This window comes from Streptomyces sp. SGAir0957, from assembly GCF_043523415.1.
Genome location: NZ_CP027293.1, coordinates 2,205,818 through 2,230,135 on the forward strand (window position 1 = coordinate 2,205,818; position 24,318 = coordinate 2,230,135).

At 72.8% G+C, this 24,318-nt stretch carries 19 protein-coding genes; 6 read left to right on the plus strand and 13 right to left on the minus strand.

Annotated features, from left to right (window positions below; all coding sequences use genetic code 11):
• Window positions 1-5: 5 nt before the first annotated feature.
• From mgt to C1N81_RS14865, 4 genes are read right to left on the minus strand one after another with little or no spacing between them, the layout of a single operon-like run.
• A complete protein-coding gene (gene mgt, locus C1N81_RS14850) occupies window positions 6-1,238 on the minus strand; it encodes a macrolide-inactivating glycosyltransferase (protein ID WP_394437958.1) in 1,233 nt (410 codons plus the stop codon).
• 50 nt (window positions 1,239-1,288) lie between these two features.
• Window positions 1,289-2,581 (minus strand): ABC transporter substrate-binding protein, encoded by a 1,293-nt coding sequence (locus tag C1N81_RS14855; RefSeq protein WP_394429293.1) that lies wholly within the window; start codon window positions 2,579-2,581, stop codon window positions 1,289-1,291.
• Window positions 2,578-3,408, minus strand: a complete 831-nt coding sequence (locus tag C1N81_RS14860) for a carbohydrate ABC transporter permease (protein WP_394437960.1) — start codon at window positions 3,406-3,408, stop codon at window positions 2,578-2,580. The genes C1N81_RS14855 and C1N81_RS14860 overlap by 4 nt, the downstream gene beginning before the upstream one ends.
• Window positions 3,408-4,334 carry a carbohydrate ABC transporter permease gene (locus C1N81_RS14865; protein ID WP_394429294.1) on the minus strand — a complete coding sequence of 309 codons (927 nt, stop codon included), beginning with the start codon at window positions 4,332-4,334 and terminating at the stop codon, window positions 3,408-3,410. Before C1N81_RS14865 ends, C1N81_RS14860 begins: the two co-directional genes overlap by 1 nt.
• A gap of 159 nt (window positions 4,335-4,493) precedes the next feature.
• On the opposite strand from C1N81_RS14865, the gene C1N81_RS14870 reads away from it, so the two are divergent.
• Window positions 4,494-5,372, plus strand: coding sequence for a phosphotransferase enzyme family protein (locus C1N81_RS14870; protein WP_394429295.1), 879 nt, complete (start codon window positions 4,494-4,496; stop codon window positions 5,370-5,372).
• 61 nt (window positions 5,373-5,433) lie between these two features.
• Here C1N81_RS14870 and C1N81_RS14875 read toward each other — a convergent pair whose 3' ends face one another.
• The 4 genes from C1N81_RS14875 to C1N81_RS14890 form a co-directional block, all read right to left on the minus strand.
• Window positions 5,434-6,189 carry a 3'-5' exonuclease gene (locus C1N81_RS14875; protein WP_394429296.1) on the minus strand — a complete coding sequence of 252 codons (756 nt, stop codon included), beginning with the start codon at window positions 6,187-6,189 and terminating at the stop codon, window positions 5,434-5,436.
• Window positions 6,190-6,281: 92 nt separating this feature from the next.
• Window positions 6,282-7,550: an SAV2148 family HEPN domain-containing protein gene (locus tag C1N81_RS14880; protein WP_394429297.1), complete on the minus strand. Its 1,269-nt coding sequence runs from the start codon at window positions 7,548-7,550 to the stop codon at window positions 6,282-6,284.
• Window positions 7,551-7,674: 124 nt separating this feature from the next.
• Window positions 7,675-8,991: a copper amine oxidase gene (locus C1N81_RS14885; RefSeq protein ID WP_394429298.1), complete on the minus strand. Its 1,317-nt coding sequence runs from the start codon at window positions 8,989-8,991 to the stop codon at window positions 7,675-7,677.
• 58 nt (window positions 8,992-9,049) lie between these two features.
• Window positions 9,050-9,841, minus strand: coding sequence for a Tat pathway signal sequence domain protein (locus tag C1N81_RS14890; protein WP_394429299.1), 792 nt, complete (start codon window positions 9,839-9,841; stop codon window positions 9,050-9,052).
• 160 nt (window positions 9,842-10,001) lie between these two features.
• Here C1N81_RS14890 and glgX point away from each other — a divergent pair, with 160 nt between their 5' ends.
• The 3 genes from glgX to C1N81_RS14905 all read left to right on the plus strand — a co-directional run bounded on the left by glgX (window position 10,002) and on the right by C1N81_RS14905 (window position 15,936).
• On the plus strand, window positions 10,002-12,119 hold the full coding sequence (glgX, locus tag C1N81_RS14895; protein WP_394429300.1) for a glycogen debranching protein GlgX: 2,118 nt from the start codon (window positions 10,002-10,004) through the stop codon (window positions 12,117-12,119).
• Between the two features lie 82 nt (window positions 12,120-12,201).
• Window positions 12,202-14,562 (plus strand): malto-oligosyltrehalose synthase, encoded by a 2,361-nt coding sequence (gene treY, locus C1N81_RS14900; RefSeq protein ID WP_394429301.1) that lies wholly within the window; start codon window positions 12,202-12,204, stop codon window positions 14,560-14,562.
• A gap of 132 nt (window positions 14,563-14,694) precedes the next feature.
• Window positions 14,695-15,936 carry a M14 family zinc carboxypeptidase gene (locus C1N81_RS14905; protein ID WP_394429302.1) on the plus strand — a complete coding sequence of 414 codons (1,242 nt, stop codon included), beginning with the start codon at window positions 14,695-14,697 and terminating at the stop codon, window positions 15,934-15,936.
• A gap of 16 nt (window positions 15,937-15,952) precedes the next feature.
• On the opposite strand, the gene C1N81_RS14910 is transcribed toward C1N81_RS14905, so the two are convergent.
• Window positions 15,953-16,504, minus strand: coding sequence for an FHA domain-containing protein (locus tag C1N81_RS14910; protein ID WP_394429303.1), 552 nt, complete (start codon window positions 16,502-16,504; stop codon window positions 15,953-15,955).
• 169 nt (window positions 16,505-16,673) lie between these two features.
• On the opposite strand from C1N81_RS14910, the gene treZ reads away from it, so the two are divergent.
• Window positions 16,674-18,419: a malto-oligosyltrehalose trehalohydrolase gene (gene treZ / locus C1N81_RS14915; RefSeq protein ID WP_394429304.1), complete on the plus strand. Its 1,746-nt coding sequence runs from the start codon at window positions 16,674-16,676 to the stop codon at window positions 18,417-18,419.
• Window positions 18,420-18,473: 54 nt separating this feature from the next.
• Here the strand turns inward: treZ and C1N81_RS14920 are convergent, their stop codons facing one another.
• A complete protein-coding gene (locus tag C1N81_RS14920) occupies window positions 18,474-19,373 on the minus strand; it encodes an aminoglycoside phosphotransferase family protein (RefSeq protein WP_394429305.1) in 900 nt (299 codons plus the stop codon).
• Between the two features lie 5 nt (window positions 19,374-19,378).
• Window positions 19,379-20,515 carry a M24 family metallopeptidase gene (locus C1N81_RS14925; protein ID WP_394429306.1) on the minus strand — a complete coding sequence of 379 codons (1,137 nt, stop codon included), beginning with the start codon at window positions 20,513-20,515 and terminating at the stop codon, window positions 19,379-19,381.
• A 240-nt stretch (window positions 20,516-20,755) separates the two neighbouring features.
• On the opposite strand from C1N81_RS14925, the gene C1N81_RS14930 reads away from it, so the two are divergent.
• Window positions 20,756-21,508, plus strand: a complete 753-nt coding sequence (locus C1N81_RS14930; protein WP_394429307.1) for a metallophosphoesterase — start codon at window positions 20,756-20,758, stop codon at window positions 21,506-21,508.
• Between the two features lie 120 nt (window positions 21,509-21,628).
• Here C1N81_RS14930 and C1N81_RS14935 read toward each other — a convergent pair whose 3' ends face one another.
• Window positions 21,629-22,282: a PDZ domain-containing protein gene (locus C1N81_RS14935; RefSeq protein ID WP_394429308.1), complete on the minus strand. Its 654-nt coding sequence runs from the start codon at window positions 22,280-22,282 to the stop codon at window positions 21,629-21,631.
• A gap of 72 nt (window positions 22,283-22,354) precedes the next feature.
• On the minus strand, window positions 22,355-24,253 hold the full coding sequence (gene phsA, locus C1N81_RS14940) for an O-aminophenol oxidase PhsA (RefSeq protein WP_394429309.1): 1,899 nt from the start codon (window positions 24,251-24,253) through the stop codon (window positions 22,355-22,357).
• Between the last annotated feature and the right edge of the window lie 65 nt (window positions 24,254-24,318).

Here is a 24,318-nt window from a genome sequence, read left to right on the forward strand (position 1 = left end):
CCGCCCTACCTGGTGGGCAGTTCGGCCTCGATGAGGTCGGCCGCCCGCGAGGTGCCGCCCTCGCCCGCCATCTCCTCGCGGATCGCGGCGAGGCGGCGCGCCACCTCCGGGTCGTCGACGAGGGCGAGGACGGCGGCCCGCAGGTTGCCGGCTGTCGCCTCCTCCTTCGGCAGGTGCCGGGCGACGCCGAGGCCCTGGAGCATGTCGGCGTTGCCGAACTGGTCGACGGCCTGCGGGACGGCGACCATCGGCGTGGCGGTGGCGAGCCCCTCCTGGCTGCCGCCCGCGCCCGCGTGCGTGATGAACGCGTCCGCCTGCTCCAGGACCGACAGCTGCGGCACCCAGTTCCGCACCTCTACGTTCGCGGGTACGGGCCCGAGATCGTCGGCACTGACGTGCTTGCCGACCTGGAGCACCATGTGCCAGCCCGGAAGGTCCCCGAACGCCTCGACGCACGCACGGTAGAAGTCCGGCTGCTTGGTGAACGACGAGCCCAGTGAGACGAGCAGCACCCGCTCGGCGTCGGCGGGCCGCTCCCAGGTGCCCTGCGCGGACCGGTCGCCCTGGCAGGCGCCGACGAAGGTGTACGTCTTCTCGTCGACCCGGTCGGCGTTCGGCTGGAGCGCCTTCGGGATGAGGACGAGGGAGCGGTCCGGGCGGCCCCAGAACTCCTCGGCCGTCTTCGTCACCCCGTTCTCCCGCAGCCAGGCGGTGAACGTGTCGAAGTACGCCTTGCCGCGCGGTGTCCGCCGGGGCTCCGCCCACATCGGCTCGGCGACCTCCTCCTCGTACCCCTGCCAGGCGACGAGGTTCGGGGAGAGGGAGATCGCGGGGACGCCCCAGCGGTGGGCGAGGACGGCGGCCGGGTAGGAGGTGATGTCGTGCAGGACGAGGTCGGGGACGCCGGCCCCGGCGCTTGCGTCACCGCCGCCCTCGTAGGCGTCGATGAGCTGCGGCAGCGCCTGGATCGCGTCGTTCAGGAACGGCTCCACATGGTCGAGGAGCGTCGTGCCCCAGGCGTCCGGGTCGTCGTCGGGGCCGGGCAGGGTGGTGCGGTAGAGCACCGGCTCGGCGCCGGTCTCGGCGATCTTCTCCTCGAAGAGATGCGGGATCGCGTACGTGACGCGGTGGCCCCGGGCGACCAGCTCGCGGATCACCTCCAGGCTCGGGTTCACGTGCCCGTGCGCGGCGATGGAGAACATGGCGATGTGGGCGGGGGTACGGCGTTCCTGATTCATCACGCCCACACGCTAACCGAGACGATACGTCTCGTGCAACACGTTTCCGCTCATCTCTGATACCGCGCGAGCACCAGGTTCCCGTCCTTCACCAGACGGCGCCGCAGCTCCCCCAGGCCGATCGCGCCGCTGTAGTACTCCTGCAGCGCCGGGGTCGCCACCTTGTCCTTCCACTCCGGGTAGCCGCGCACGGACTGGGCCGGGGCCGAGCGCAGATGGGCGGCGAGGGCGGTACCGGTCGCCCAGTCGTTCTCGGCGGTGTGCAGCGCGGGGTCCTTCAGCGCCCGCGCCCCGGTGGGCAGCATCCAGTCGCCCAGGGCGAGCCGGACCATGTTGCGCGGCCGGAGCAGGAAGTCGATGAACTCGGCCGCCTCCTCCTTGTGCGCACTGTCCTCGGCGACGGACAGGGTCTGCGGGCTGACGCCCTGGGTGAGCCCCTCGGCCCCGGCCGGCGCGGGCAGCACCTGCCAGTCGAAGCCCTTGGGCGCCTGCTGCACGATCTGCTGCCGGTAGGAGAAGCCGAGCGGCACCATCGCGTACTTGCCCGCGAAGAAGCCGGGCAGCGTGTCGGAGCCGCCCATGCCGAGCGTCGTGCCGGAGGCGCTGTGGTCGACGTTCACCTGGTCGTGCACGGTGCGCGGCATGACCGCGTCCGCCGCGCCGAACCGGACCGTCACCTTGCCGTCCGCGCCCCGGTGGAACATCTGCCCGCCGGTGGACAGGGACAGGTTGAGCGTCACCGACACGGGCTCCTTGAGCGGCCAGGCGACCCCGTACGTGCCCTTGCCCTCATCGGTGAGGCGCGCCGCCGCCGCGCGGAACTCGGCCCAGGTCCACGGCCGTTTTGGCGTCGGGACGCGCACGCCCGACTCCGCGAGCCGTTTCGCGTCGGCGATCAGGACGCGCGGCTCCTGGAGGAAGGGGACGCCGTAGATCCCGTCGCCGAACGTCGCGGTCTCCCAACTGCGTCGCGGGATGTCCGACTTGAGGCGGGCGGGGAGGTAGTCGCGCAGATCGGCGAGGTAGCCGCCGTAGGCGAAGTCGGCCAGGTCGTCGGAGGCGTCGTGGATGATGTCGGGCGCCTCGCCGCCCTCGAACGCGGTGAGCAGCTGGTCGTGGACGCTGTCCCAGCTGCCCTGCACATACGTGACGTGGACGTCGGGGTGGGTCGCGTTCCACTCCTCGACCAGCTGTTTGTTGGCGTCGACGGACTCCTTCTGCCAGGCGAGGGACTGAAACTCCAGGGTGACGCGGCCGCCCGTCTCCTTCGTTCCCGAGGTGCAGCCGGCGAGAAGGAGCAGCACCGCGACCGTGACCAGGAGCCCGCGCCCACGGCCCGTCATTTGACCGCTCCCGCCAACATGCCGCCCGTGATCCGCTTCTGGATCACGGCGAAGATCACCAGGGACGGCAGGGTCGCCAGGAACGCCGCCGCCGCGAGCGGACCGAGGTCGGCGACGCCCTCGGCGCCGAGGAAGTGGGTCAGGATCACCGGCAGCGTCTGCCGCTCCGGCGTCTTCATCAGGACCAGGGCGAAGAAGAACTCGTTCCAGGCGCTGATGAACGCGAACAGGCCGGTCGCGACGATGCCGGGCACGAGCAGCGGCGCCGTCACGGAGACCAGGACGCGCAGCCGGCCCGCCCCGTCGACCGCCGCCGCCTCCTCCAGCTCTCGCGGCACCGCCCGGACGTAGCCGACGAGCATCCACAGCGCGAAGGGCAGCGCCCACACCACGTAGACCATGATCAGACCCGGCAGCGCGTTGATCAGGTGGAGGCTCTTCAGGATCAGGAACAGCGGAATGATGATCAGGACGAACGGGAACGCCTGGCTGATCACCACCCAGCCGGTCGTCCCGCGCGACACGAGCGAGCGGTGGCGGGCCATGACGTACGCCATCGGGACCGCGATGACCAGCGCGATCACGGCCGCGCAGACCGCCACGAGCAGCGAGTTCCCCGCCGCGCGCAGCAGCGGCTGCTCGTCGAACGCCTGCCGGAAGTTGTCGAGGGTGGGGTTCTTCGGGAGCCAGGTGGGGTGCAGGCTCGCCAGTTCGCGCGGCGGCTTGAACGCGGTGGAGATCAGCCACAGGAACGGGAAGACGAGGAAGATCAGGTAGGCCAGGAGCGCGAGGTACTGGCCCGCGCGGGCGGGCCCGGAGGGTTTCATCACTGCTCGTCGCCTCCCTTCAGACGGCCCACGAGGTAGAGGGCGAGGAGGATCGAGACGACAGCGACCATGACGCAGCCCATCGCCGCCGCGTAGCCGAACTGCCCGTAGCGGAAGGCCTCTTCGTAGGCGAACAGCATGGGCAGCCGGGTGCGTCCGCCGGGACCGCCGTTGGTCAGGACGTAGACGAGGGCGAAGCTGTTGAAGTTCCAGATGAAGTTGAGCGCGCTGATGGCGAGGGCGACCGGGCGGATCGCCGGCCAGGTCACCGTGCGGAACCGGCGCCACGCCCCCGCCCCGTCCATCGCGGCGGCCTCGTGCAGCTCGCGCGGGGTGTGCTGCAACCCGGCGAGCAGGGCGACGGTCGTCTGCGGCATGCCCGCCCAGATCCCCACGACGATGACGGCGGGCAGCGCGGTGGCCAGGCCGGTCAGCCAGTCGCGGCCGTCACCGAGGCCGAGGTCGCGCAGCGTCTCGTTGAGGATGCCCGCGTCCGGGTGGTAGACGAGGCGCCACATGATGCCGACGACGACCTCCGGCATCGCCCACGGCACGATCGCGAGGGCCCGCGCAAGCCAGCGGAAACGCAGCTCCTGATTGAGCAGGAGCGCGAGGCCGAGGGCCAGCAGGAACTGCGGCACCGTCACGCCGACCGCCCACAGCAGGCCGATCCGGAACGACTCCCAGAACAGCGTGTCGTGCAGGAGGTCCTGGAAGTTGAGGGTGCCGACCCAACGCGTCGCCGTCGTGCGGCCCGACTGGGAGTCGGTGAAGGCGAGCCCGATCCCGTAGAGCAGCGGACCGACGCTCAGGACCAGGATCGGCAGGAGGGCGGGGAGCACCAGGAACCAGGCGCCGTGCTCCCGGTGCGGTCCGGACACGGGGCGGTGTCGCCCTGTCCGTGGTCGTGCGGTCGCCGAGGTCACGGGCGGCTCCTTGGACGGGTCCGTTGGCGCTCACTCAGGTGTTCGCGGCCGTACCCGGCGGCCTCCGTCATCGTGCTGAGCCGGTCCTACGACGTCAAGACATTCGGACGGGTGCGAGACTGGCCCGGTCAGACGGCGGGAGCACGCGGGAGGCGAGTGATGGACGAGGTACGGGCACGGGACGTGCTGGCCCGGGCGGGTGTCGTGGACGGCCCCGCGGGCGGCGCGGAGCTGCTCGCGCTCGGCGAGAACGCGGTGTTCGCCGCCGGTGACCTGGTGATCAAGGTCGGCCGGGACAGCGGCCTCGCGCCCGAGCTCCTTGACCGGGCCCGGCGCGAGCTGGACATCGCCGCCTACCTCGCCGGCCACGGCGTGCCCGCCGTCCGGGCCGCGAAGGCCGAGCCGCTGGTCGTCGACGGGCATCCGGTGACCGTGTGGCACCGCATCCCCGACTCCGTGCGGCCCGCCGAACCGCGCGACCTCGCGGAGCTGCTGAAGCTGGTGCACGCGCTGCCCGCCCCGACCGCCTTCACGCTGCCCCGGCGGGAGTTGCTGGGCGGCGTCGAGCGCTGGCTGCGGCTCGCGGGCGACGCGATCGACCCGGCGGACGCGGAGTACTTGCGTGAGCGGCGGGACGGTTTCGCGGCGGCGGCCGCCGCGCTGACGCCCCGGCTTGCTCCCGGGCCCATTCACGGGGACGCGCTGCCCCGCAATGTGCATATCGGTCCCGACGGGCCCGTTCTGGTGGACCTTGAGACGTTCTCGTCCGATCTGCGCGAGCATGACCTGGTGGTGATGGCGTTGTCACGCGACCGGTACGGGCTGCCTGCGGCGGCCTATGACGGGTTTGTCGCGGCCTATGGGTGGGATGTGCGGGAGTGGGACGGGTGCGGGGTGTTGCGCGGGGCCCGGGAGACGGCGTCCTGTGCGTGGGTCGCCCAGCATGCGCCTGCCAATCCCGCGGCGTTGGCGGAGTTCCGGCGGCGGGTGGGGTCGTTGCGGGACGGGGACCCTGCCGTGCGCTGGTACCCGTTCTGAGGTCGGACCCGTTGACGGCTGCCCCGCCGTTCGCACGGGGCCTCGCCCCGGACTCCGGTCCTCAAACGCCGGACGGGCTGGATTTCGCCGGGCTGGAATGTGCCGTGTCGGAAGTGAGCCGGCGTATCGGCCACGCCGGGTCCACCACCGCCGTCTCGTCGCCCTTGCCCCGGAGGAACGCCTGGAAGTCCCTCGCCCACTCCGCGTACCACTCCACCTGGCGGCGGTGCAGCTCGGCCGGGCCGAGGCCCGCGATCTTCGGGTGGCGGTCGGCTATCGCGCGGGCGAGGAGCGCGGCGGCGAGGGCGTCCGCCGAGGCGTCGTGGGCGGCGTCGAGCGTGACGCCGTACTCGGTGCAGACCGCCTCCAGGTTGCGCTTGCCGCGGCGGTAGCGGTCGGCGGTGCGGTCGATCGTGTACGGGTCGATCACCGGCGCCGGGTCCGTGCCGAGCCGCTCGTGCAGCGAGGGCAGGCCGTGGCGGGCCAGTTCGGCGGAGAGCAGGGTCAGATCGAACGCCGCGTTGTACGCCACCACCGGGACGCCCGTGCGCCAGTATCCGGCCAGTACGTCGGCGATGGCGTCGGCCACCCGGTCGGCCGGCGCGCCCTCCGCCCGCGCCCGCTCATTGCTGATGCCGTGGACGGCGACCGCCTCGTCCGGGATGGGCACGCCCGGGTCGGCGAGCCACTGCTTGTGGCCGAGGACGGAACCGTCCCTGACCTCTATGACGGCGCCGGTCACGATGCGCGCCTCGCGCGGATCCGTGCCCGTCGTCTCCAGGTCGAAGCCGACCATCAGCTCCCGGTGCCAGCCCATGGCAGCCCCCTTCTCGTGGTGCGTTCCCCCAGTGACCACCACCTTCGCACGCGCCACTGACAATCCCCGCGGCGCCGGCCCCCCGGCCCCGGTCAGGACACCGGCCGGGCGTCGGCCCACGCCTGCTCGAACTCGTCCCGGTAGGTCACGAACAGGCCGTTCTCCCCGGCGTCCGGCGCGGCGTTCGCCCGGACCGTGCGGCCGCCGCCGCGCAGCACGAGGACCGGCGCCTCCATTCCGCGCGAGCGGCGCAGATAGGACTGGACGACGGCGACGCCGTCCGCCCCGTCGCCGTCGACGAGGTAGGCGGTGACGCGCGGCGTCTCGTCGAAGACCTGGATCTCGAACGCGCCGGGGTCGCGGAGCCGGGCCCTGACCCGGCGCATGTGCAGGATGTTCATCTCGACGGCGCGGCCCAGTTCGCCCCGCTTGATACCGAGTTCCCGCTCGCGCCGTTTGACCGCGCTGGAGGCGGGGTTGAGGAACAGCAGCCGGATGCGGCAGCCGGACTCGGCGAGGCGGACGAGGCGGCGCCCCGAAAAGTTCTGCACGAGCAGGTTGAGGCCGATCCCGATGGCGTCCAGGCGCCGGGCGCCGCCGAAGAGGTCCTCGGCGGGGAACTGGCGCAGCAGCCGCACCCGGTCGGAGTGGACGCCGACGACGTCCGCGAACCGGTCGCCGACCAGCTCCTCGACGGCGTCGATGGGCAGGCGGCGGGCCGAGGGGACGTCGGAGCCGGCGCCGAGCATCTCCAGGAGGCGGGCGGAGGCGCGCTCGGCCTGGGCGAGGACCGTCTCGTTGAGGGCGCGGTTGCGGGAGACCACATTGCGGGTGACCTCCAGCTCGTCCAGGGCGAGCTCCACGTCGCGCCGGTCGTCGAAGTACGGCTCGAAGCAGGGCCAGTGCTGCACCATCAGCTCCCGCAGCTGCGGAAGGGTCAGGAACGACAGCACATTGTCGTCGGCCGGGTCGAGGAGGTAGCCCTTGCGGCGGCTGACCTCGCGCACGGCGACGGCCCGCTGCACCCACTCCTGCCCGGCGGGCCCGGCGGCGGCCACGACCCAGTCGTCGCCGTGGACGGGCTCGTAGACGGGCCGCAGCACGGCGGCGACGACGGCGCGCAGCCGCTGCTCGACCAGGTTCAGCCAGATGTAGGCGCGCCCGGCCCGCTGTGCGCGCGTACGCACCTCACGCCACGCGTCGGGGCCCCAGTCCAGTTCGGGACCGATCTGGGACCCCACGTCCATGGGCCGGGCCAGTGACACCGCTTGGGGCGGGATGTCCGTGGCGGCAGCCCCCGGGCCGTCCTGGTCCTCGTGACCGTCGTCACCAGGGGGCAGCTCAAGCCCTCCCGAGCTCACCGGCTCCGCACCGCCTTCCGCTCCCCCGAGCTTGTCCGAGCTTGTTGAGCACTCCCCCAACAACGATCAAGGAAGGGTACTCCGGGAGCGGCGGGCGGTGCAGCCGGATGGGCAGGAGAGTTTGTCAACGGCCCACCGGGGGAACCCCGTTCTGGTTCGCGAGGTCGGCAGGAGTGAGCGGGCTCATGGCGGTGACGTCCCTCGGGGCCAGCGAGAAGCCCTGCCAGTGGACCGGCATGGGCTGCTGGTCCTCGTCGCGGGCGATGTGGTGGAACCCTATGTTGACCCAGGCGATGGGGCTCTTCAGCGCCTCCCCGTTGACCCATTTGTCCACGCTCGCGCCTCCGCAGTTCGCGGCGGGGTTGTCGCTCGCGTACTGCTCGCACTTCTTGTACTCGGTGAAGTACACGTCGTGCTTCGTGAAGGAGCGGCCGGGGTACTTGGCCGAGCGGCCGGGGACGAACTCGTAGGACCTGGGGTGGCCGTCCTTGTTCTTGCCCGCGGTGGAGACCACGCGCCACCAGCGCATGTTCGCCGCGTCACCGGCCAGCTCCTTGGTGACGGGGGTCCTGGTGGTCTTGGTGGTGGGCGCGCCGCCGCCCTGCGGGGCGCTCACCTTCGAGTCGTACTGCTCGACCTTGCTCTTGCTGGAGCCGTCGAGGCCGAAGTTGACGCGCCAGAACAAGTTGTGGTTGTGGCTCTCGGCGTAGGCGGTGGCGCCCTTGCCGATGGGCCAGCCCTTGCCGTCGGTGCCGTCGTAGTCGTACGGGGAGAGGCTGCCGGTCGCGCCGACGTTGGAGGTGATGGTGCCGTCGGAGGAGAAGCGCCACTCGGTGATGTACTCGTACCAGGACGCCTTGTTGACGGTGTAGAGGAGCAGGTCCTTGCCCTGGGAGCTGTAGACCTTCCCGCTGCCGCCGGTCGAGAGGTCGTCGTTGAGGCGGTACGCGTGCCCGCGCGCACGCGTGGTCGCGCACAGCCCGGCCACATTGCCGCGGTCGGGGACCTTCACGGTCTTGATGGTGCCGCCGGGGCACTCGGCGGGGCGCAGCTGCTGCAGGGCCTGGCCGAAGTCGGTGCCGGTGACGTCGTCGTACTCGGCCTTGCCGTCGTCGTAGGGGACATGGACCTGCGCGAGGCGGGCACTGGTGAGGACACGGATCGGCTTCGGCTCGCTCTTGGGCTGGTAGCTCACGTCGTCCAGGACGAGACCGGAGAGGGTGTTGTAGTGCCAGCACATCCGCCAGGTGGTACCGCCGTCGAGGGTCTGCTCGATCTTGTACGCGGCCGAGCAGGCGGGCGCGGCCGCCGCGGGCGCCTGGGGCGCGGCGGTGGCGGACGGTGCGGTGGCGAAGGCGGTGCCGAGCAGCGCGGTGACCGCGAGGCCGGTGAGGGCGGCGGCGGGCCTCGTGCGGGCGCGCCGGACTCTGTTCACGTGCATACGGAAGGGCTCCCTTGTGCAGGAGAGGTATGTGGAGGGTTCGGGTCCGCGGCGGCGCTCAGGAGAGCCGGCTGACGGTGCGGTCGCTCAGGTCGACGATCAGGGCGCGGGTGTCGATCCACGGTCCGTTGGTCACCTTGGCGATGACCCGCATGCAGCGGTGCGCACCGCAGTCGGTGAGGGCCGCGGGCACGCGCGCGACGGTCGCCTTGCGGAAGATCATGCCGCTGAGCTGCAGCTGACCCGCCTTGGTGAGCTGCTTGCCGGTCGCGTCCCGGTAGTCGGCCTTGAGGCCGGCGCCGAGCTTGTTCGCTATCAGCAGGTCCGCGGCCTCGGCCAGTTCACCTTGGCTGGGCGGGGGCTGTACGCCCTTGTCGTTGCGCGTGTCCTCCACCTTGCCGGTGTCGAGGTTGACGGTCTTGGTGACGACCGTGTCGTTCCTGTAGTCGTAGGAGACGACGTCCGCCCGGCGCTGCGCGGCGGCCGCGCCACTGAGGCCCGGGTCGATCTCCGTCAGGTTCGTGGACAGGTGCTGCGGGCCCCGGTCGCCCTCCACGTCCCGGGCGCTCAGGCGCATGTTGTTGTTCTGGACGGCGAGTTTCTCGGCCCGGTCGATCTCCGCGTCGGTGAGCGGGTCACGGCCGACCCCCTTCGCGCCCTCGTCGGGTGCGGCCTCGACCGTCCCCTCCGGCGCCACGGCGTCCCGCTGGGCCGTGCCCGCCCTGGTGGCCGCTCCGGCGTCCCCCGAGCCGTCCGGCAGGCCCACGCCCACCACGACGGCCGCCCCCGCGGTGGCGAGGGCCACCGTGGCCACCAGTTTGCCGAGATGGCGTCTTGCTAGCTCGCGCACATCTTCCCCCTGCTCTCCCGGCAGTCCCACGTGTGGGCATACCGGATGTACGTGGTCTTCCTGTAAGAGGGGTCCAACTCGAAGGTGGTTCCGTCCATTTCGGGGACAGACTCACTGGTGTCGCCCGGACCGCCGGGCCGGAAGTGGAAGAGTCGTCAGCATGCAGGTCTGGCCTGGACAGGCGTATCCGCTCGGTGCCACGTACGACGGCGCCGGAACCAATTTCGCGGTCTTCTCCGAAGCCGCCGACCGAATCGAGTTGTGCCTGTTGCACGACGACGGTTCGGAGACGGCGGTCGAGCTGAGAGAGTCCGACGCGTTCGTCCGGCACGCCTACCTGCCCGGCATCATGCCGGGACAGAGGTACGGCTACCGGGCGCACGGCCCCTACGAACCCTCGCGCGGGATGCGCTGCAACTCCGCGAAGCTGCTCCTCGACCCCTACGCGCGCGCCATCAGCGGGCGCATCGACTGGACGGAGGCGGTGTACGGATATCCGTTCGGATCACCGGAGGAGCGCAACGACCTCGACTCGGCGCCGCACATGATGGCGTCGGTCGTGGTGAACCCCTACTTCGACTGGGGCGACGACCGCCCGCCGCGCACCGAGTACCACGAGACGGTGCTCTACGAGGCCCACGTCAAGGGTCTGACGATGCGGCATCCGGCGCTCCCCGACGAGCTGCGCGGCACGTACGCGGCGCTCGCCCACCCCGCGATCATCGACCACCTCACCGAACTCGGCGTCACGGCACTTGAGTTGATGCCGGTCCATCAGTTCGTCAACGACCACCGCCTGGTCGAGATGGGCCTGAACAACTACTGGGGCTACAACACGATCGGCTTCTTCGCCCCGCACAACACCTACGCCTCGTGGGGCGACCGGGGCGAGCAGGTCCTGGAGTTCAAATCGGCGGTGCGGGCGCTGCACCAGGCGGGCATCGAGGTCATCCTGGACGTCGTCTACAACCACACGGCGGAGGGCAACCACCTGGGTCCGACCCTCTCCTTCAAGGGCCTCGACAATCCGTCGTACTACCGCCTCACCGACGATCCCCGGTACTACATGGACACGACGGGCACGGGCAACTCGCTCCTGATGCGCTCCCCGCACGTCCTACAAATGATCATGGACTCGCTGCGCTACTGGGTCGAGGAGATGCACGTCGACGGGTTCCGCTTCGACCTGGCGGCCACCCTGGCGCGCCAGTTCCACGAGGTGGACCGGCTCTCGTCCTTCTTCGACCTGGTGCAGCAGGACCCGGTCGTCTCGCGCGTGAAGCTGATCGCGGAGCCCTGGGACGTCGGCGAGGGCGGCTACCAGGTGGGCAACTTCCCGCCCCTGTGGACCGAGTGGAACGGCAAGTACCGCGACACCGTACGGGACCTGTGGCGGGGCGAGCCGCGCACCCTGGCGGAGTTCGCGGGCCGGCTCACCGGCTCCTCCGACCTCTACCAGGACGACGGGCGCCGCCCGCTCGCCTCGATAAACTTCGTGACCTGCCACGACGGGTTCACCCTGCACGACCTGGTGGCGTACAACGACAAGCACAACGACGCCAACGGCGAGGACAACCGGGACGGCGAGAGCCACAACCGGTCGTGGAACTGCGGCGCCGAGGGCGAGACCGACGATCCCGCCGTGCTCGACCTGCGGGCCCGCCAGATGCGCAACTTCGTGGCCACGCTGATGCTGTCCCAGGGCGTGCCGATGCTCAGCCACGGGGACGAGTTCGCCCGCACCCAGGGCGGCAACAACAACGCGTACTGCCAGGACAACGAGGTCTCCTGGGTGCGCTGGGCCGACCCGGACGATCCGCCGGAGCCGCTCCTGGAGTTCACGCGCGCGATGGTGCGCCTGCGCCGCCACCACCCCGTCCTGCGCAGGCGCCGCTTCTTCCACGGCCGCCCGGTGGAGGGCACGCACGACGAGCTGTCCGACATCGCCTGGTTCACCCCCGAGGGCGAGGAGATGACGCAGCAGGACTGGAACGCGGCGCAGGCCCGCTCCTTGTCGGTGTTCCTCAACGGCAACGCGATCTCGGAGCCGGGGCCGCGCGGCGAGCGCATCATGGACGACTCGTTCCTGCTCCTGGTCAACGCCTCGCCCGAGGTGCAGGAGTTCGTGGTCCCCACGGACCACGGCCGCCAGTGGCAGCCGGTCGTCGACACGGCGCTGCCGACCGGGCTGCCCACCGACGACGGGCCGAAGGTCCAGGGGGGCGACCGCCTGGAGCTGGTCGGACGGAGCCTCACGGTGCTCCGGCGGCCCGCGTAGGCACCTTCGGGGCGTTCACCGCGGCGCGCCGCAGCGCCGCGGTGAACGCACGAAAGGCGCCTCTGGGGGTAAGTAATCTCGCATGACGCCTCACGCCCCGACGGCCACCTACCGGCTCCAGCTGCAACCCGATCTCGGCTTCGCCGCGGCCGCTGCCGCCGTCCCGTACCTGGCCTCCCTGGGGGTCTCCCATCTGCACCTGTCGCCGGTCCTGGAGGCCGTGCCCGGGTCGACGCACGGCTACGACGTGGTGGACTGCGCGCGCGTGCGCGACGAACTGGGCGGCGAGGAAGGGCTGCGGGCGCTCGCCGCCAAGGCGCGCGAGCACGGGCTCGGCCTGGTCGTCGACATCGTGCCCAACCACATGGCGGCCTCCGTGCGGCACAACAGGCCGCTGTACGAGGTCCTGCGCGACGGGCCCTCCTCGCCGTACGCGCGCTGGTTCGACATCGACTGGGAGGCGCAAGGAGGCCGGGTCCTGCTGCCCGTCCTCGGCGGGCCCGTGGGGGACGAGTCGGCCGCCCTGAAGGTCGAGGGGGACGTGCTGCGCTACTACGACCACGTCTTCCCGCTGCGCGAAGGCACGCGCACGCTGCCGCTGCCGCAGCTCCTGGAGGCCCAGTGGTACCGCCTGGCCTGGTGGCGCCTAGCCCGCACCGAGCTGAACTACCGGCGCTTCTTCACCATCTCCGACCTCATCGGCGTGCGCCAGGAGGACCCCGAGGTCTTCGAGGAGACCCATGCGACGATCCTGCGGCTGCTGCGCGAGGGCGTCGTCGACGGGCTGCGCGTCGACCACCCCGACGGCCTCGCCGACCCCGGCGGCTACCTCCAGCGCCTCGGCGGCGCGACGGGCGGCCGGTGGACCGTCGTCGAGAAGATCCTGGAGGACGACGAACACCTTCCCGCGGCCTGGCCGGTGGCCGGGACCACGGGCTACGACGCGCTGCGCCGCATCGACGGCCTGTTCACCGACCCCGCGGGCGCGGACGAGCTGCTCAGCCTCTTCCGCCGGTTCACGGGCGCCGCGGCCGACCGCGGCGGCGACTGGGAGGCGACCGCCCGCCGCGCCGCCCACCACGTCGTCACGCACGAGCTGGCCGCCGAGGTGGACCGGCTGACGCGCGAGGCCGCCGCGCTCTGCGCCGAACAGCCCGCGCTGCGCGACCACGCGCCCTGGGCGCTGCGCACGGCCCTGTGCGAGCTCCTGGTGCGCGTGCCGGTGTACCGGCCGTACGTCGCCGGGGGCGTCGACCCGGAGACGGTGCTGACGGCGTCCGACGCGGCGGACGCGAAAGCCGCGTTCACCGTCGCCGAGGAGGCCCGCGCCGTCGACGCCGTACGGGATCTTGCGCTCGGGCGGCACGGGGACTCCCCCCGGCACCGGGCGTTCCGCGCGCGGTTCGCGCAGGCGTCGTCGGCGCTGCGGGCCAAGTCCGTCGAGGACACCGCCTTCTACCGGTACACGCCGCTCCTGTCGGCCCTGGAGGTCGGCGGGAACCCGCAGAGCCCAGCGGTCCCCGCCGACGCGTTCCATGCCTACTGCGCGCGCGTGCAGCGGGACTGGCCCTACACCTCGACCGTCCTGTCGACCCACGACACCAAGCGCAGCGCGGACGTCCGGGCGGGCATCGCGGCCCTCAGCCAGTGCCCCACGCAGTGGGAGGCGCTGCTCGCCCTGGTCACCGAGCTGACCGCGCGCGGCGGCGCCGGCAGCGCCCCCGACCAGCAGCTCGCCTGGGCGGCCTGGCAGACGGTGGCCGGGCTCGGCCCCGCCGATCCGGAGCGGCTGCAAGGCGCCCTGCTCAAGCACGCGCGTGAGGCGGGCCTCTTCACGACGTGGACGGAGCAGGACGAGGCCTACGAGAGCGCCCTGCGGGACTTCGTGGCGTCCGGCCCCTGCGGCCCGCCCGGCGACGAGGTGCTGCGCTTCATGGCGGACCTCGCGCCCCATGTGCGGGTCAACGTCCTGGGCGCGGCCCTGGTGCACCTCACCATGCCGGGCGTCCCGGACGTCTACCAGGGCACCGAGCACGCGTACCGCGCCCTGGTCGACCCGGACAACCGGACGCCCGCCCGCTTCGAGGCGGCCCGGGAGCCGGGCACGCTCTCCGCGGAGAAGGAGGCGCTCACCAAGGCGGCGCTGCACCTGCGCAGGGAGCACCCGGAGTGGTTCGGCGGCGCGGCCACCTACGAGCCGCTGTCCGCCGAGGGCCCGGCCGGACAGCACTGCGTGGCGTACGCGCGCTCGGGCCACGTGGTCGTAGCCGCGACCCGGCTCTCCCTGCGGCTCGCGGATGCGGGCGGCTGGCAGGAGACGACGCTCGCGCTGCCGCCGGGTGACTGGACGGAACTGCTGGATCCGGGGCGGCAGTTCAGCGGCCACGCGCGCGTGGCGGACCTTTTCCGGCAGTCACCGGTGGCGTTGCTGGTCCGCGCCTGAGCCGGACGGCGTAGCCTGCACCGGCGACCAGTGCCTGTCTTCGTACAGGCCCGGAGCGGAGCACAAGCCTTCTTGACAGGCACGGCCGAGCGTGGGGTACTGCGGATGCTGACGCCAGGAGCACCAGCGGGGGTGAGTCATCTGACGGAGCAGCGGTACCCCACCACGGCCGAACTGGTGCGGTCGGCGCGGGAGCTGGCGACTCACCGACCCGAACTGTGCGGACTGCGCCGGATCGGCACGTCACGCGAGGGCCGCCCCCTGCATCTGCTGTCCGTCGGGCACGACGCCCGCAGCGTCCTCGTCGTCGCCGGGGCGCACGCCAACGAGCCGACGGGCGGACTGACGGCACTGCATCTGGCCGAGCGGGCGCTGCAGGAACCGGCGTTGCGCGCCGACCGCTCCTGGCACTTCCTGCTCTGCGCCGACCCGGACGGCGCGGCGCTGCACCGTACGCCCGCGCCGCGCACCCTGCTCGACTACCACCGCCACTTCTTCCGCCCCGCGGGGCCCGAGCAGCCCGAGTGGTCGCCGTCGGTCCTGCCCCCGGGCCGGCTCCCGCCGGAGACGACGACGCTGACCGGGGTCATCGACGAGCTGCGCCCCTACCTCCAGGTCTCCCTGCACGGCACCGAACTGGGCGGCAGCTGGGTCCAGTTGACCCGTGACATACCCGGGCTCGCGGAGGCGTTCGCCAAGTCGGCGGCCGAGCTGCACATACCGGTCGAGACGGGCGCCTGCGACGCGGCGGGCTGGCCGGCGTCCGGGCCCGGGGTCCATGTGATGCCGGGGCTCGACGCGCGGGCCGCGTTCCCCAGCCTGCCCGACGACGCCCGGCACTCCACCTGGCACCACGCGCACCTCTACGGCGGCTCGACGGCGATCATCGAGGTGCCGATGTGGGCCAGCGACCTGGTCGACGACCCGGCCCCGCACCCCGCGCCCGAGCGGGCGCTGCGCCGGATATCGGCCCGGCTCAGCCGCGACACCCGCCTCGTCGAGGCGATCCTCATGGAGACCCTGCCCCGGCTCCCGGACACCACGGGTCCCTTGCTGCGCGCGGCCCGCTGGGCGCTGAGCCTGGTCCCGGGCCTCGCGGACGACTGGGTGCAACCGCCCCCGCCGGACGCGACGATGGCCTACGTCGGCAGCATCGACGCCTTCGCCCGCCGCCTCCCCCTGCGGGCCGCGGCCATGCTGCTTCGCGTCCTGGAGGAGGCCGGCGACCCGGCGACCCCCCGCCTCGACGCCCTGGTCACCCGGTGGTGCGAGGTGTACGGGGCCCGGTTCGGGGCGCGTTGGGTGCCGGTGGCCCACCAGATAGAGCACCAGGCCCGCACGACGATCGCCGCGGTCCGCTTCGCGGGCGGCTGAGAGGACGCACAGGCTCTCAGTCCGCCGAGAGCCGGAACGAGACGCGGCCGAAGGCGACCTGGTCGCCGTCCTGGACCACGGCGGCGCCGGTGACCCTGCGGCCGTTCACGGACGTGCCGTTGGTGGAGCCGAGGTCGCGCAGGACCCACATGCCGCCCTGGCGGCTCAGCTCGGCGTGCACCCGGGAGACCGTGTCGTGGCTCAGGCGCAGCCCGTTGGCCGGGTCGCGGCCGATGCGCAGCGGGTAGGGGCTGCTCTGCAGCGGCAGCAGCAGCTTGGGCAGCCGCTCGACGGTCCAGGCCCTGCGCAGCCGCACGGTGAACCCGGAGACCGCGCCCACGGCCCCGAGGACCGCGCGGGACCAGCGGTTCTCGCCGCGCAGATCGGCGGTGAGCGCGTGCAGTTCGTCGGACCTGCGGGCGGCGAGCGCCAGCTCCATGCGGCGCACGAACGTGTCGTGCGAGAGCCGCCCCAGCGCGACGCCGTCCCTGAGCACCGCCAGCGCACGGTCCCGCTCGGCGTCGGTGAGCCGCGCGGGGTACGTCTGGTGTTCAAAAGAGGACGTCACGCCTGTGATTGTCGGGCAGCACGGCCGAAGTGTCCAGAAAACAACGGACACCCGCGGTCGCAAAAGAACCGGCCAGTACTGCCGATTTACCGGCGAAACGATCACTCCTGTCGCAGGATGGACGCGTCGTCACTGTCGGCAGACATCCGGCTACGAGGGGGAAGCGTCCGTGCGGTTCGAGGTGTGGGCACCCAAGGCAGAGCAGGTCACGCTCCATTGCGACGGAGCCACGCGCGCGTTGGAGCGCGACGGGGACCGCGCGGGCTGGTGGTCGGGCGAGGCCGACGCGCGGGACGGATCGCGGTACGGGTTCGCGCTCGACGACGGGCCCGTGCTGCCCGACCCGCGCTCGCGCCGCCAGCCCGACGGGCCCGACGGGCCGAGCGCCGTCGTCGACCACGACCGGCACGTGTGGCGGGCGGGCTGGGCGGGCCGGGACCTGACCGGCGCGGTCCTCTACGAGCTGCACGTGGGCACGTACACGACCGAGGGCACCCTCGACGCGGCGGCCGAGCGCCTCACCCATCTCGTCGACCTCGGCGTCACCCACGTCGAACTGATGCCGCTGTGTCCCGTCCCCGGCCGGCACGGCTGGGGGTACGACGGGGTGAGCCTGTGGGCGGTGCACGAGCCGTACGGCGGCCCCGAGGCGCTGAAGCGGTTCGTCGACGCCGCGCACGAGCTGGGGCTCGGGGTCGTCCTCGACGTCGTGCACAACCATCTGGGCCCGGCCGGGAACTACCTCCCCGCGTTCGGCCCGTACTTCACGGACACCTACCACACGCCGTGGGGCAGCGCCGTGAACCTGGACGCGCCCGGCTCCGACGAGGTCCGCGCCTACCTGATCGGCAGCGCCCTCGCCTGGCTGCGCGACTACCGCGTCGACGGCCTGCGCCTGGACGCCGTCCACGAACTGCACGACCGGCGCGCGCTGCCCTTCCTGGAGGAGCTGTCGACGGCCGTGGACGACCTGTCCCAGCGGATCGGCCGGCCGCTGTTCCTGATCGCCGAGTCCGACCTCGACGACCCGCGCATGATCACCCCGCGCGCGGAGGGCGGCCTCGGCGTGCACGCGCAGTGGAACGACGACGTGCACCACGCCGTGCACGCGGCCGTCACGGGCGAGAGCGACGGCTACTACGCCGACTTCGCGCGCGAGCCGCTCGCCGCCGTCGCCAAGACCCTGACACACGGCTTCTTCCACGACGGCACGTACTCCTCGTTCCGGGGCCGCCACCACGGCCGCCCCCTGGATCGCGCCCGCACCCCCGCGCACCGGCTGCTCGCCTACACGCAGACCCACGACCAGATCGGCAACCGCGCCCAGGGCGACCGGCTCGCCGCCTCCGTCTCCCCCGGCCTCCTCGCGTGCGCGGCGACGCTGGTCCTGACGAGCCCCTTCACGCCGATGCTGTTCATGGGCGAGGAGTGGGCGGCGAGCACGCCGTGGCAGTACTTCACCGACCACACCGACCCCGAGCTCGCGGAGGCCGTCCGCAAGGGCAGGCGCCGGGAGTTCGCGGCGCACGGCTGGGCCGAGAAGGACATCCCCGACCCGCAGGACCCGGCCACGCGCGAACGTTCCTGCCTCGACTGGTCGGAGCAGGCGACGGGCCACCACGCGCGCGTGCTCTCCTGGTACCGCGACCTGATCGCCCTGCGCCACGCCCGCACCGACCTCCAGGACGCGGATCTGGCGGCCGTCAAGGTCGCCTTCGACGAACGGGCCCGCTGGATCGCGTACCGCAGGGGCGACCTGCGGGTGGCGGTCAACCTGTCGGCGGACCCGGTGTCGATCCCGCTGGGGCGCCCGGTCGCGCAGGTCCTCGCGGCGTGGGAGCCGGTGGAACTCCCGGGCGCGGACGGGCTGCTGACGGTGCCGGGCGAGTCGTGCGTGGTGGCCGTGGCGCCCTGAGAACGGCCTCGGCGTGCACCGCCTCGCCGTGCACGGTGGCCCCGGCCCCCGGCGTCACACCAGCTCCAGCAGGATCGGTTCCCAGGCCCGCTCCAGCTGGACCCGGAGGAGCGGTACGGGGCTGTCCGCGTCGGCTCCGTGGAGGCGGTCGGCGAGGCGGAGCAGGGTGTCGCAGCGGGCCAGCCACAGGCCGCGCAGGCAGACCCGGGGCCCGTACCCGGCGAGGGTCGCCGAGCGGACCGCCGCCCGCGCGCCGACCGCGATCGCCAGGCCCGCGATGTCCTCGGCCGGGTCGCCGACCACCGCGTCGGTCCAGTCGAGGACGCCGCGCACGCGCCCGCCCCGGTCGACAGTCAGGTGCTCGCCCTTGAGGTCGTGGTGGACGAGCACCGGGTCGCCGGGCGGGCCGAGCTGGACGACGGCCCGGGGTGTCAGCTGGTCGAGCCGCTCCGCCTCGAACTCGTCGTCCGCAGCGAGCTTCCGGGCCGCGGCACCGGCCGCACGGCGCAGGTTCTCCAGGGAGCGCGGCGCCGTCCTCGGCACGCCGAGCGCCGCCGCGCGGGCCACCGGCACCTCGTGCAGGCCGGTGAGCAGCCCGGCGAGGTCCTCCTCACCGGCCGCGGTGACGTCACGGACCTCCGCCGACTCGCCGGGCAGCCGGGTGTCCAGGGTGCAGGCGAGGCCCGGCGCCCAGTCGCCCGCCGCGACGGACACGGGCAGGCCGACCGCGACGGACGGCCGGACCAGGTCCCGCAGCCGGATCTCGCGGCGCAGGCGCTGCGACATGGCCGTATCGAGGGCGAGGCGCAGGACGTGCCGGTCCCCCACCCACCAGGTGGCGTGCTCGCCGCCCTCGGCGACCGGGCGCACCTCGGCCCCGCCCCCGTCCGGGAGCAGGGTCGCGAGCAGGCGGCGCACCGCGTCGGCGGTGGGCGGCTCCGGCGTCGGCTCCATCGTCGTCAGCCCACGATCGCCAGGTCCCGGGACGTGGCGTTGAGGCGCCGGCCGCCGTCCTCGGTGACGGTGACGATGTCCTCGATCCGGACGCCGAAGCGCCCCGGCAGGTAGATGCCGGGCTCCACGGAGAAGCACATGCCGGGGACGAGCGGCCGCTCCTCGCCCTCGACCATGTACGGCGGCTCGTGCGTGGTGACGCCGATACCGTGCCCGGTGCGGTGGATGAAGTAATCGCCGTACCCGGCGTCGGTGATGACCTTGCGGGCGACCCGGTCGACCTCCTGGCAGGCGATGCCGGGCCGCACGGCGTCGCAGGCGGCGGTCTGCGCCTCGCGCACGACGGCGTGGACGCGGCGCTCCTCGTCGGTGGGCTCGCCGACGTGCACGGTGCGGGAGGTGTCGGAGCCGTAGCCGTGCTTGAGGCCGCCGAAGTCGAGGACGATCATGTCGCCGTCCTGGATGACGCGCTCGCCCGGCGCGTGGTGCGGGTCGGCACCGTTGGGGCCGGAGCAGACGAGCGTGAAGTCGATCTGCTCGTGCCCGAACTGCCGCAGCAGGTCAGCGAGTTCGCGGGCGATGTCGCTCTCCCTGCGCCCGCCGAACGTCGTCTTCTTGATCTCCTCGTACGCGGCGTCGGCGGCCGCACCGGCGGCGGCGAGCCGCTCCAGCTCGGCGGCGTCCTTGACCCCGCGCAGCATCGGCAGCGCCTCGGTGAAGGAGACGTACGAGGTGTCGGGCAGGGTGCGCTGGAGACCGAGGAGGTGCATGGCCCAGGCGTTGTCGCTGACGCCGAAGCGGCCCGCTCCGCCCTTCGCGCCGAGGAGCGGGGCGGCGATCGCGTACGGGTCCTTGCCGTCTGTCCAGTCGCGCAGGGCCATCGCGTCGGCGCCCGCGGCCTTGGCGGCGTCCGGCGCCTCCAGGGCGGGCACGACGAGCGTCGGCTCCTGCCCCTCGGCGAGCACCAGGAGGGTGAGCCGCTCGGTGTCGGCCGGCACGTGGTACCCGGTGAGCCACACCAGGTCGGGCCCCGGCGCGACGAGCACCCCCGCGAGCCCGGCGTCGGCGGCGGAGCGCACGGCGCGCTCCATCCGGGCCCGGTAGTCGGCGGCGGTGAAGGGGGCGGGTGTGCCGGTCGTCATGCGGGGGCCTCCTGGGGGCGCGGCGGGGTACGGGTCGTCCACGGGAGCATCCTGCCCGGCCCGGGAGGCGGGCGCGAGTCCGTTCCCGGGCCTTCCCCGCACCTTCGCCGCGCCTCCCGCCCCCTTGCCGCACCCTTGCCGCTCGCTAACGGCAAGGCATTGCCCAAGCATTAGGTCTAATGATTGGATCGCCGCACACCGTTAGCGACCCGCTGGCGCTCTCCCGGAGGACGTACGCCCATGCTCGTGCTGGCCCAGATCAGCGATCTGCACCTGGACGGAACCCCGCGCGCCACCGAGCGCGCCCGCCGCGTCCTCGACCACCTGCGCGCGCTGCCGGGCCCGGTGGACGCGCTCCTGGTCACCGGCGACATCGCCGACCATGGCGCCGAGTCCGAGTACGCGGAGGCGGCCGAGCTGCTCGGGCTGCACGGTCCGACGCCCCCGTTCCCGGTCCTGACCTGTCCCGGCAACCACGACAGCCGGATCCCGTACCGCACGGCCCTGTTGCGCGAGCCGGCGGCCGACGGGCCGGTCAACCGGGCCCACCGGGTCGGCGACACGGTCGTGCTCATGTGCGACTCCAGCGTTCCGGGCGAGGACGAGGGGGCGCTCGACGAGGAGACGTACGCCTGGATCGAGGAGCGGCTCGACGCCCTCGACGGGGACACGCCCGTCCTGATCGCCTTCCACCATCCGCCGGTGGCGCTGCACCATCCGCTGCCCGACCGCTACCAGCTGGCGCGGCCCCGCTCGCTCGCGCGGCTCCTGGAGCGCAGACCGGAGATCGTCGCGGTGCTCACCGGGCACGCGCACACTCCGGCCGCCACGACGTTCGCCGGGCGCCCGCTGGTCTCGGGGCCCGGGGTGACGTGGACGCTGCGGCTCCCGTGGGAGGGCGAGCAGGTCGCGGACCGGGAGGCGCCGGTGGGGCTCGCGTTCCATGTGCTGGACGACGAGCGGCGGTTGACGACGCACTTCCGCACGGTCTGAACACCGGCCCGAACGTTTCTCTGAACACCGGCCCGCACCCGACCAGAACGCCGGCCCGAACGTTTCTCTGAACATCGGCCCGCACCCCGACCCGCACGCCGTCACAGGCCGCGCCGTGGGTCACGTGCTGAGGCCGGGCGTCGCCGCGAGCGCCTGGCGTGAGCCGTCACGGTGGAGCACCGTCAGGATCAGCTGCCGCCCCGGGCGGGCGTCCGCCACCCGGGCCACCAGGGCGCGCGCCGAGCCGATCTCGGTCGCCCCGAAGCGCGTGACGACGTCGCCCCGCACCAGTCCGGCCGTGTAAGCGGCCCCGGGCACGTGCACGGCGACGACCAGGGCGCCGGGTCCGTGCGGGGCGTCGGCGACCTCCAGGCCGAGAGTGGTGCGGGCGGTGGCGAGACGCGACGCGGGTGAGGGGGCCGCCGGGGCGGATGGTTTCTCCGCGATCCCGGCCGCGATCCCGGCCGCGATCCCGGCCGCGGCCCCGGCATCGGCGCCACCCCCGGGGCGAACGCTCGCGCCACCCCCGGGGCGACCGCTCGCACCGCCCCCGGCCGTCACCTCCCGCTGCTGGGCCTCCGCCATCCGGCTCATGCCGATCACCGTGGTGCCGACGGCACCGAGGCCCGCCCCGGCGAGCACCAGGACCAGGGCGCACAGCAGCCCGGCGAGGAGACCCGCCGGGCGCCGGCCCCTGCCCCGTACGACCTGCGGGCGGGAGGTCGCCCCCGCCGTCCCGGGCATCGATCTCGGCCGCAACGCTGTCCGTTCCATGGTCACAGCCCTACCCGTCGCGGTCCGCCGCCACGGACCACGAACGGGTGAGACTGCCCCACGGCGACCGGATCAGTGGCCGCCGTGGCCGCCGCCGTGCCCGGCCCCGTGGTCGAACTTCATCGCCTCCTCCGGCATCACCACGAACGGCCGCATCATGCCCATGTCCTCGTGTTCAAGGAGATGGCAGTGGTACATGAACCGGCCGTACGCCCCGTCGAACTTGCCCATGACGCGCAGCATCTGGCCGGGCAGGGCGCGGAAGACGTCCTTGTGGCCCTGTTCGTTGGGCGGCAGCGGGACCGGCTTGGACGCGTCGTACCTGACCGGTGCCGTCGTGCCGCCGAGCCCCGTGTCGAAGCCGGAGGCGTCGTACGTGTCGCGGCCGAGGATCTGGAAGTCGGCCAGGTGGATGTGCATGGGGTGCACGACCGGCGGGTTCACCGCGAGGTTCAGGAAGCTCCACTGCTCGTGGCTGCCCTCGGCGACGGTGAAGCCGAGCCCGTCGTTGAAGGTCCGGGCGATCCGCCGGTAGGTCTTCAGTGTGCCCTTGTCGTCGACGACCTGGATGACGCCCTCCGCAGGGAGCCGGAGCCCCTCCGCGTCCTCGACCTCCGCCATCTCCCACATCTCCGGGTGTCCGCCGCCGCCCTTGGTCGCGGGCGGGGTCAGCACGACCAGGCGGTGGCCGTGCTTGATGTCGTGCGTCAGCTTCCGGAAGGAGCCGGAGACCGCCTCGGGCAGCGTGAACGGGTCGGGCTCGCACTCCTCGCCCACCCGGAACTCCAGGACGTGCGGATACGGCACGTTCCCCGCCGGGTCCGGCACGCCCGGCGCCTGGTTCGGTCCCTTGTTGACGAGGCGCACCCGGCGCCCGGCGAGCGCCGCGAAGTCGATGAGCAGGTCCATCCGCTCGGCCGGGGCGACGGTGAGCGTGGGCAGCGCCTCGTCGAAGTCGACCGGCACCGGGCGCGGCAGGAGCCCGCCGTCGCTGCCGATCTGGTGGAGCACGCCCGGCACCGGCTCGTCGTCCTCGTCGATCAGGACCAGGTCGAAGATGCGCGCGTTCGACGCGTTGACCAGACGGAAGCGGTACCAGGCGGCGTCAACGTCGGCGTACGGCCAGATGCGCCCGTTGACGGTGGTGTAGGGGCCGGTGAACGGCAGGGACACGGGCTTGCCCGTCTCCGCGTTCTTCGGGTCGACGATCACCGTCTTGTGCAGCAGCCGGCCGTTCAGGGTGCCGTCGGCGTCCGTGTCCAGGTTGCGGTCGGCGAGGAGCAGCGGGATCTCCCGTTCGCCGCCGGGGAGGCCGAGCGCGTCCTCCTCGTCGTCGCGGACCAGGTAGGTGCCGTACAGGCCCGACTGCACGTTCCAGCGGGTGATGTTCATGGCGTGGTCGTGGTACCACCACTGGACGGCCTGGTGGTCGTTCGGGTACTCGGCGAGCTGGGCGTCGCCGTACCCCACCGCGTTGTCCGCCCAGCCGTCGTTGCCGCCGCCGGTCTGCGCGCCGTGCAGGTGGGTGACGGACCAGGCGGGCAGGGCCGCGACGTCCGCGTTCGGCGGCACCCCCTCGCGGCCGGGCCGGGTGCTCGGGCTCGGTGCGCCGATCGGCACCTCCACCGCCGTCACCGGGTACTCGCTGCCCTTGGGTATGCGGTTGGTCCAGGCGATGCGGACCCGCTGCCCGCGCCGCACCTCGATGGTGGGGCCCGGCACCGAGCCCTCGTAGCCCCACATGAGGGTCGGCGGGAGCTGCGGGTGGAGCCGCTGCCAGGTGGGGCGCAGCGCGATCTCGGTCTCGGTGCGGACGTCGTCCGGGCGAGGCCGCAGCACCGGCGGGACCGTCAGCGGCGCGAGGTACGGCGTCAGCTCGCCCGGCCCCTCGACGACTTGGTCCCGGTCCCCCGCGGCCGGTGCGTGCGGTGCGCGCGACGCGTCTGTGACGTGTTCGATGATCTCGGTCAAGGTAAAGAACACCCCCGTGTGTTCTCGTCATCTCCCCGTGCGGTACGGCCGGTGAGCGGCCGTCC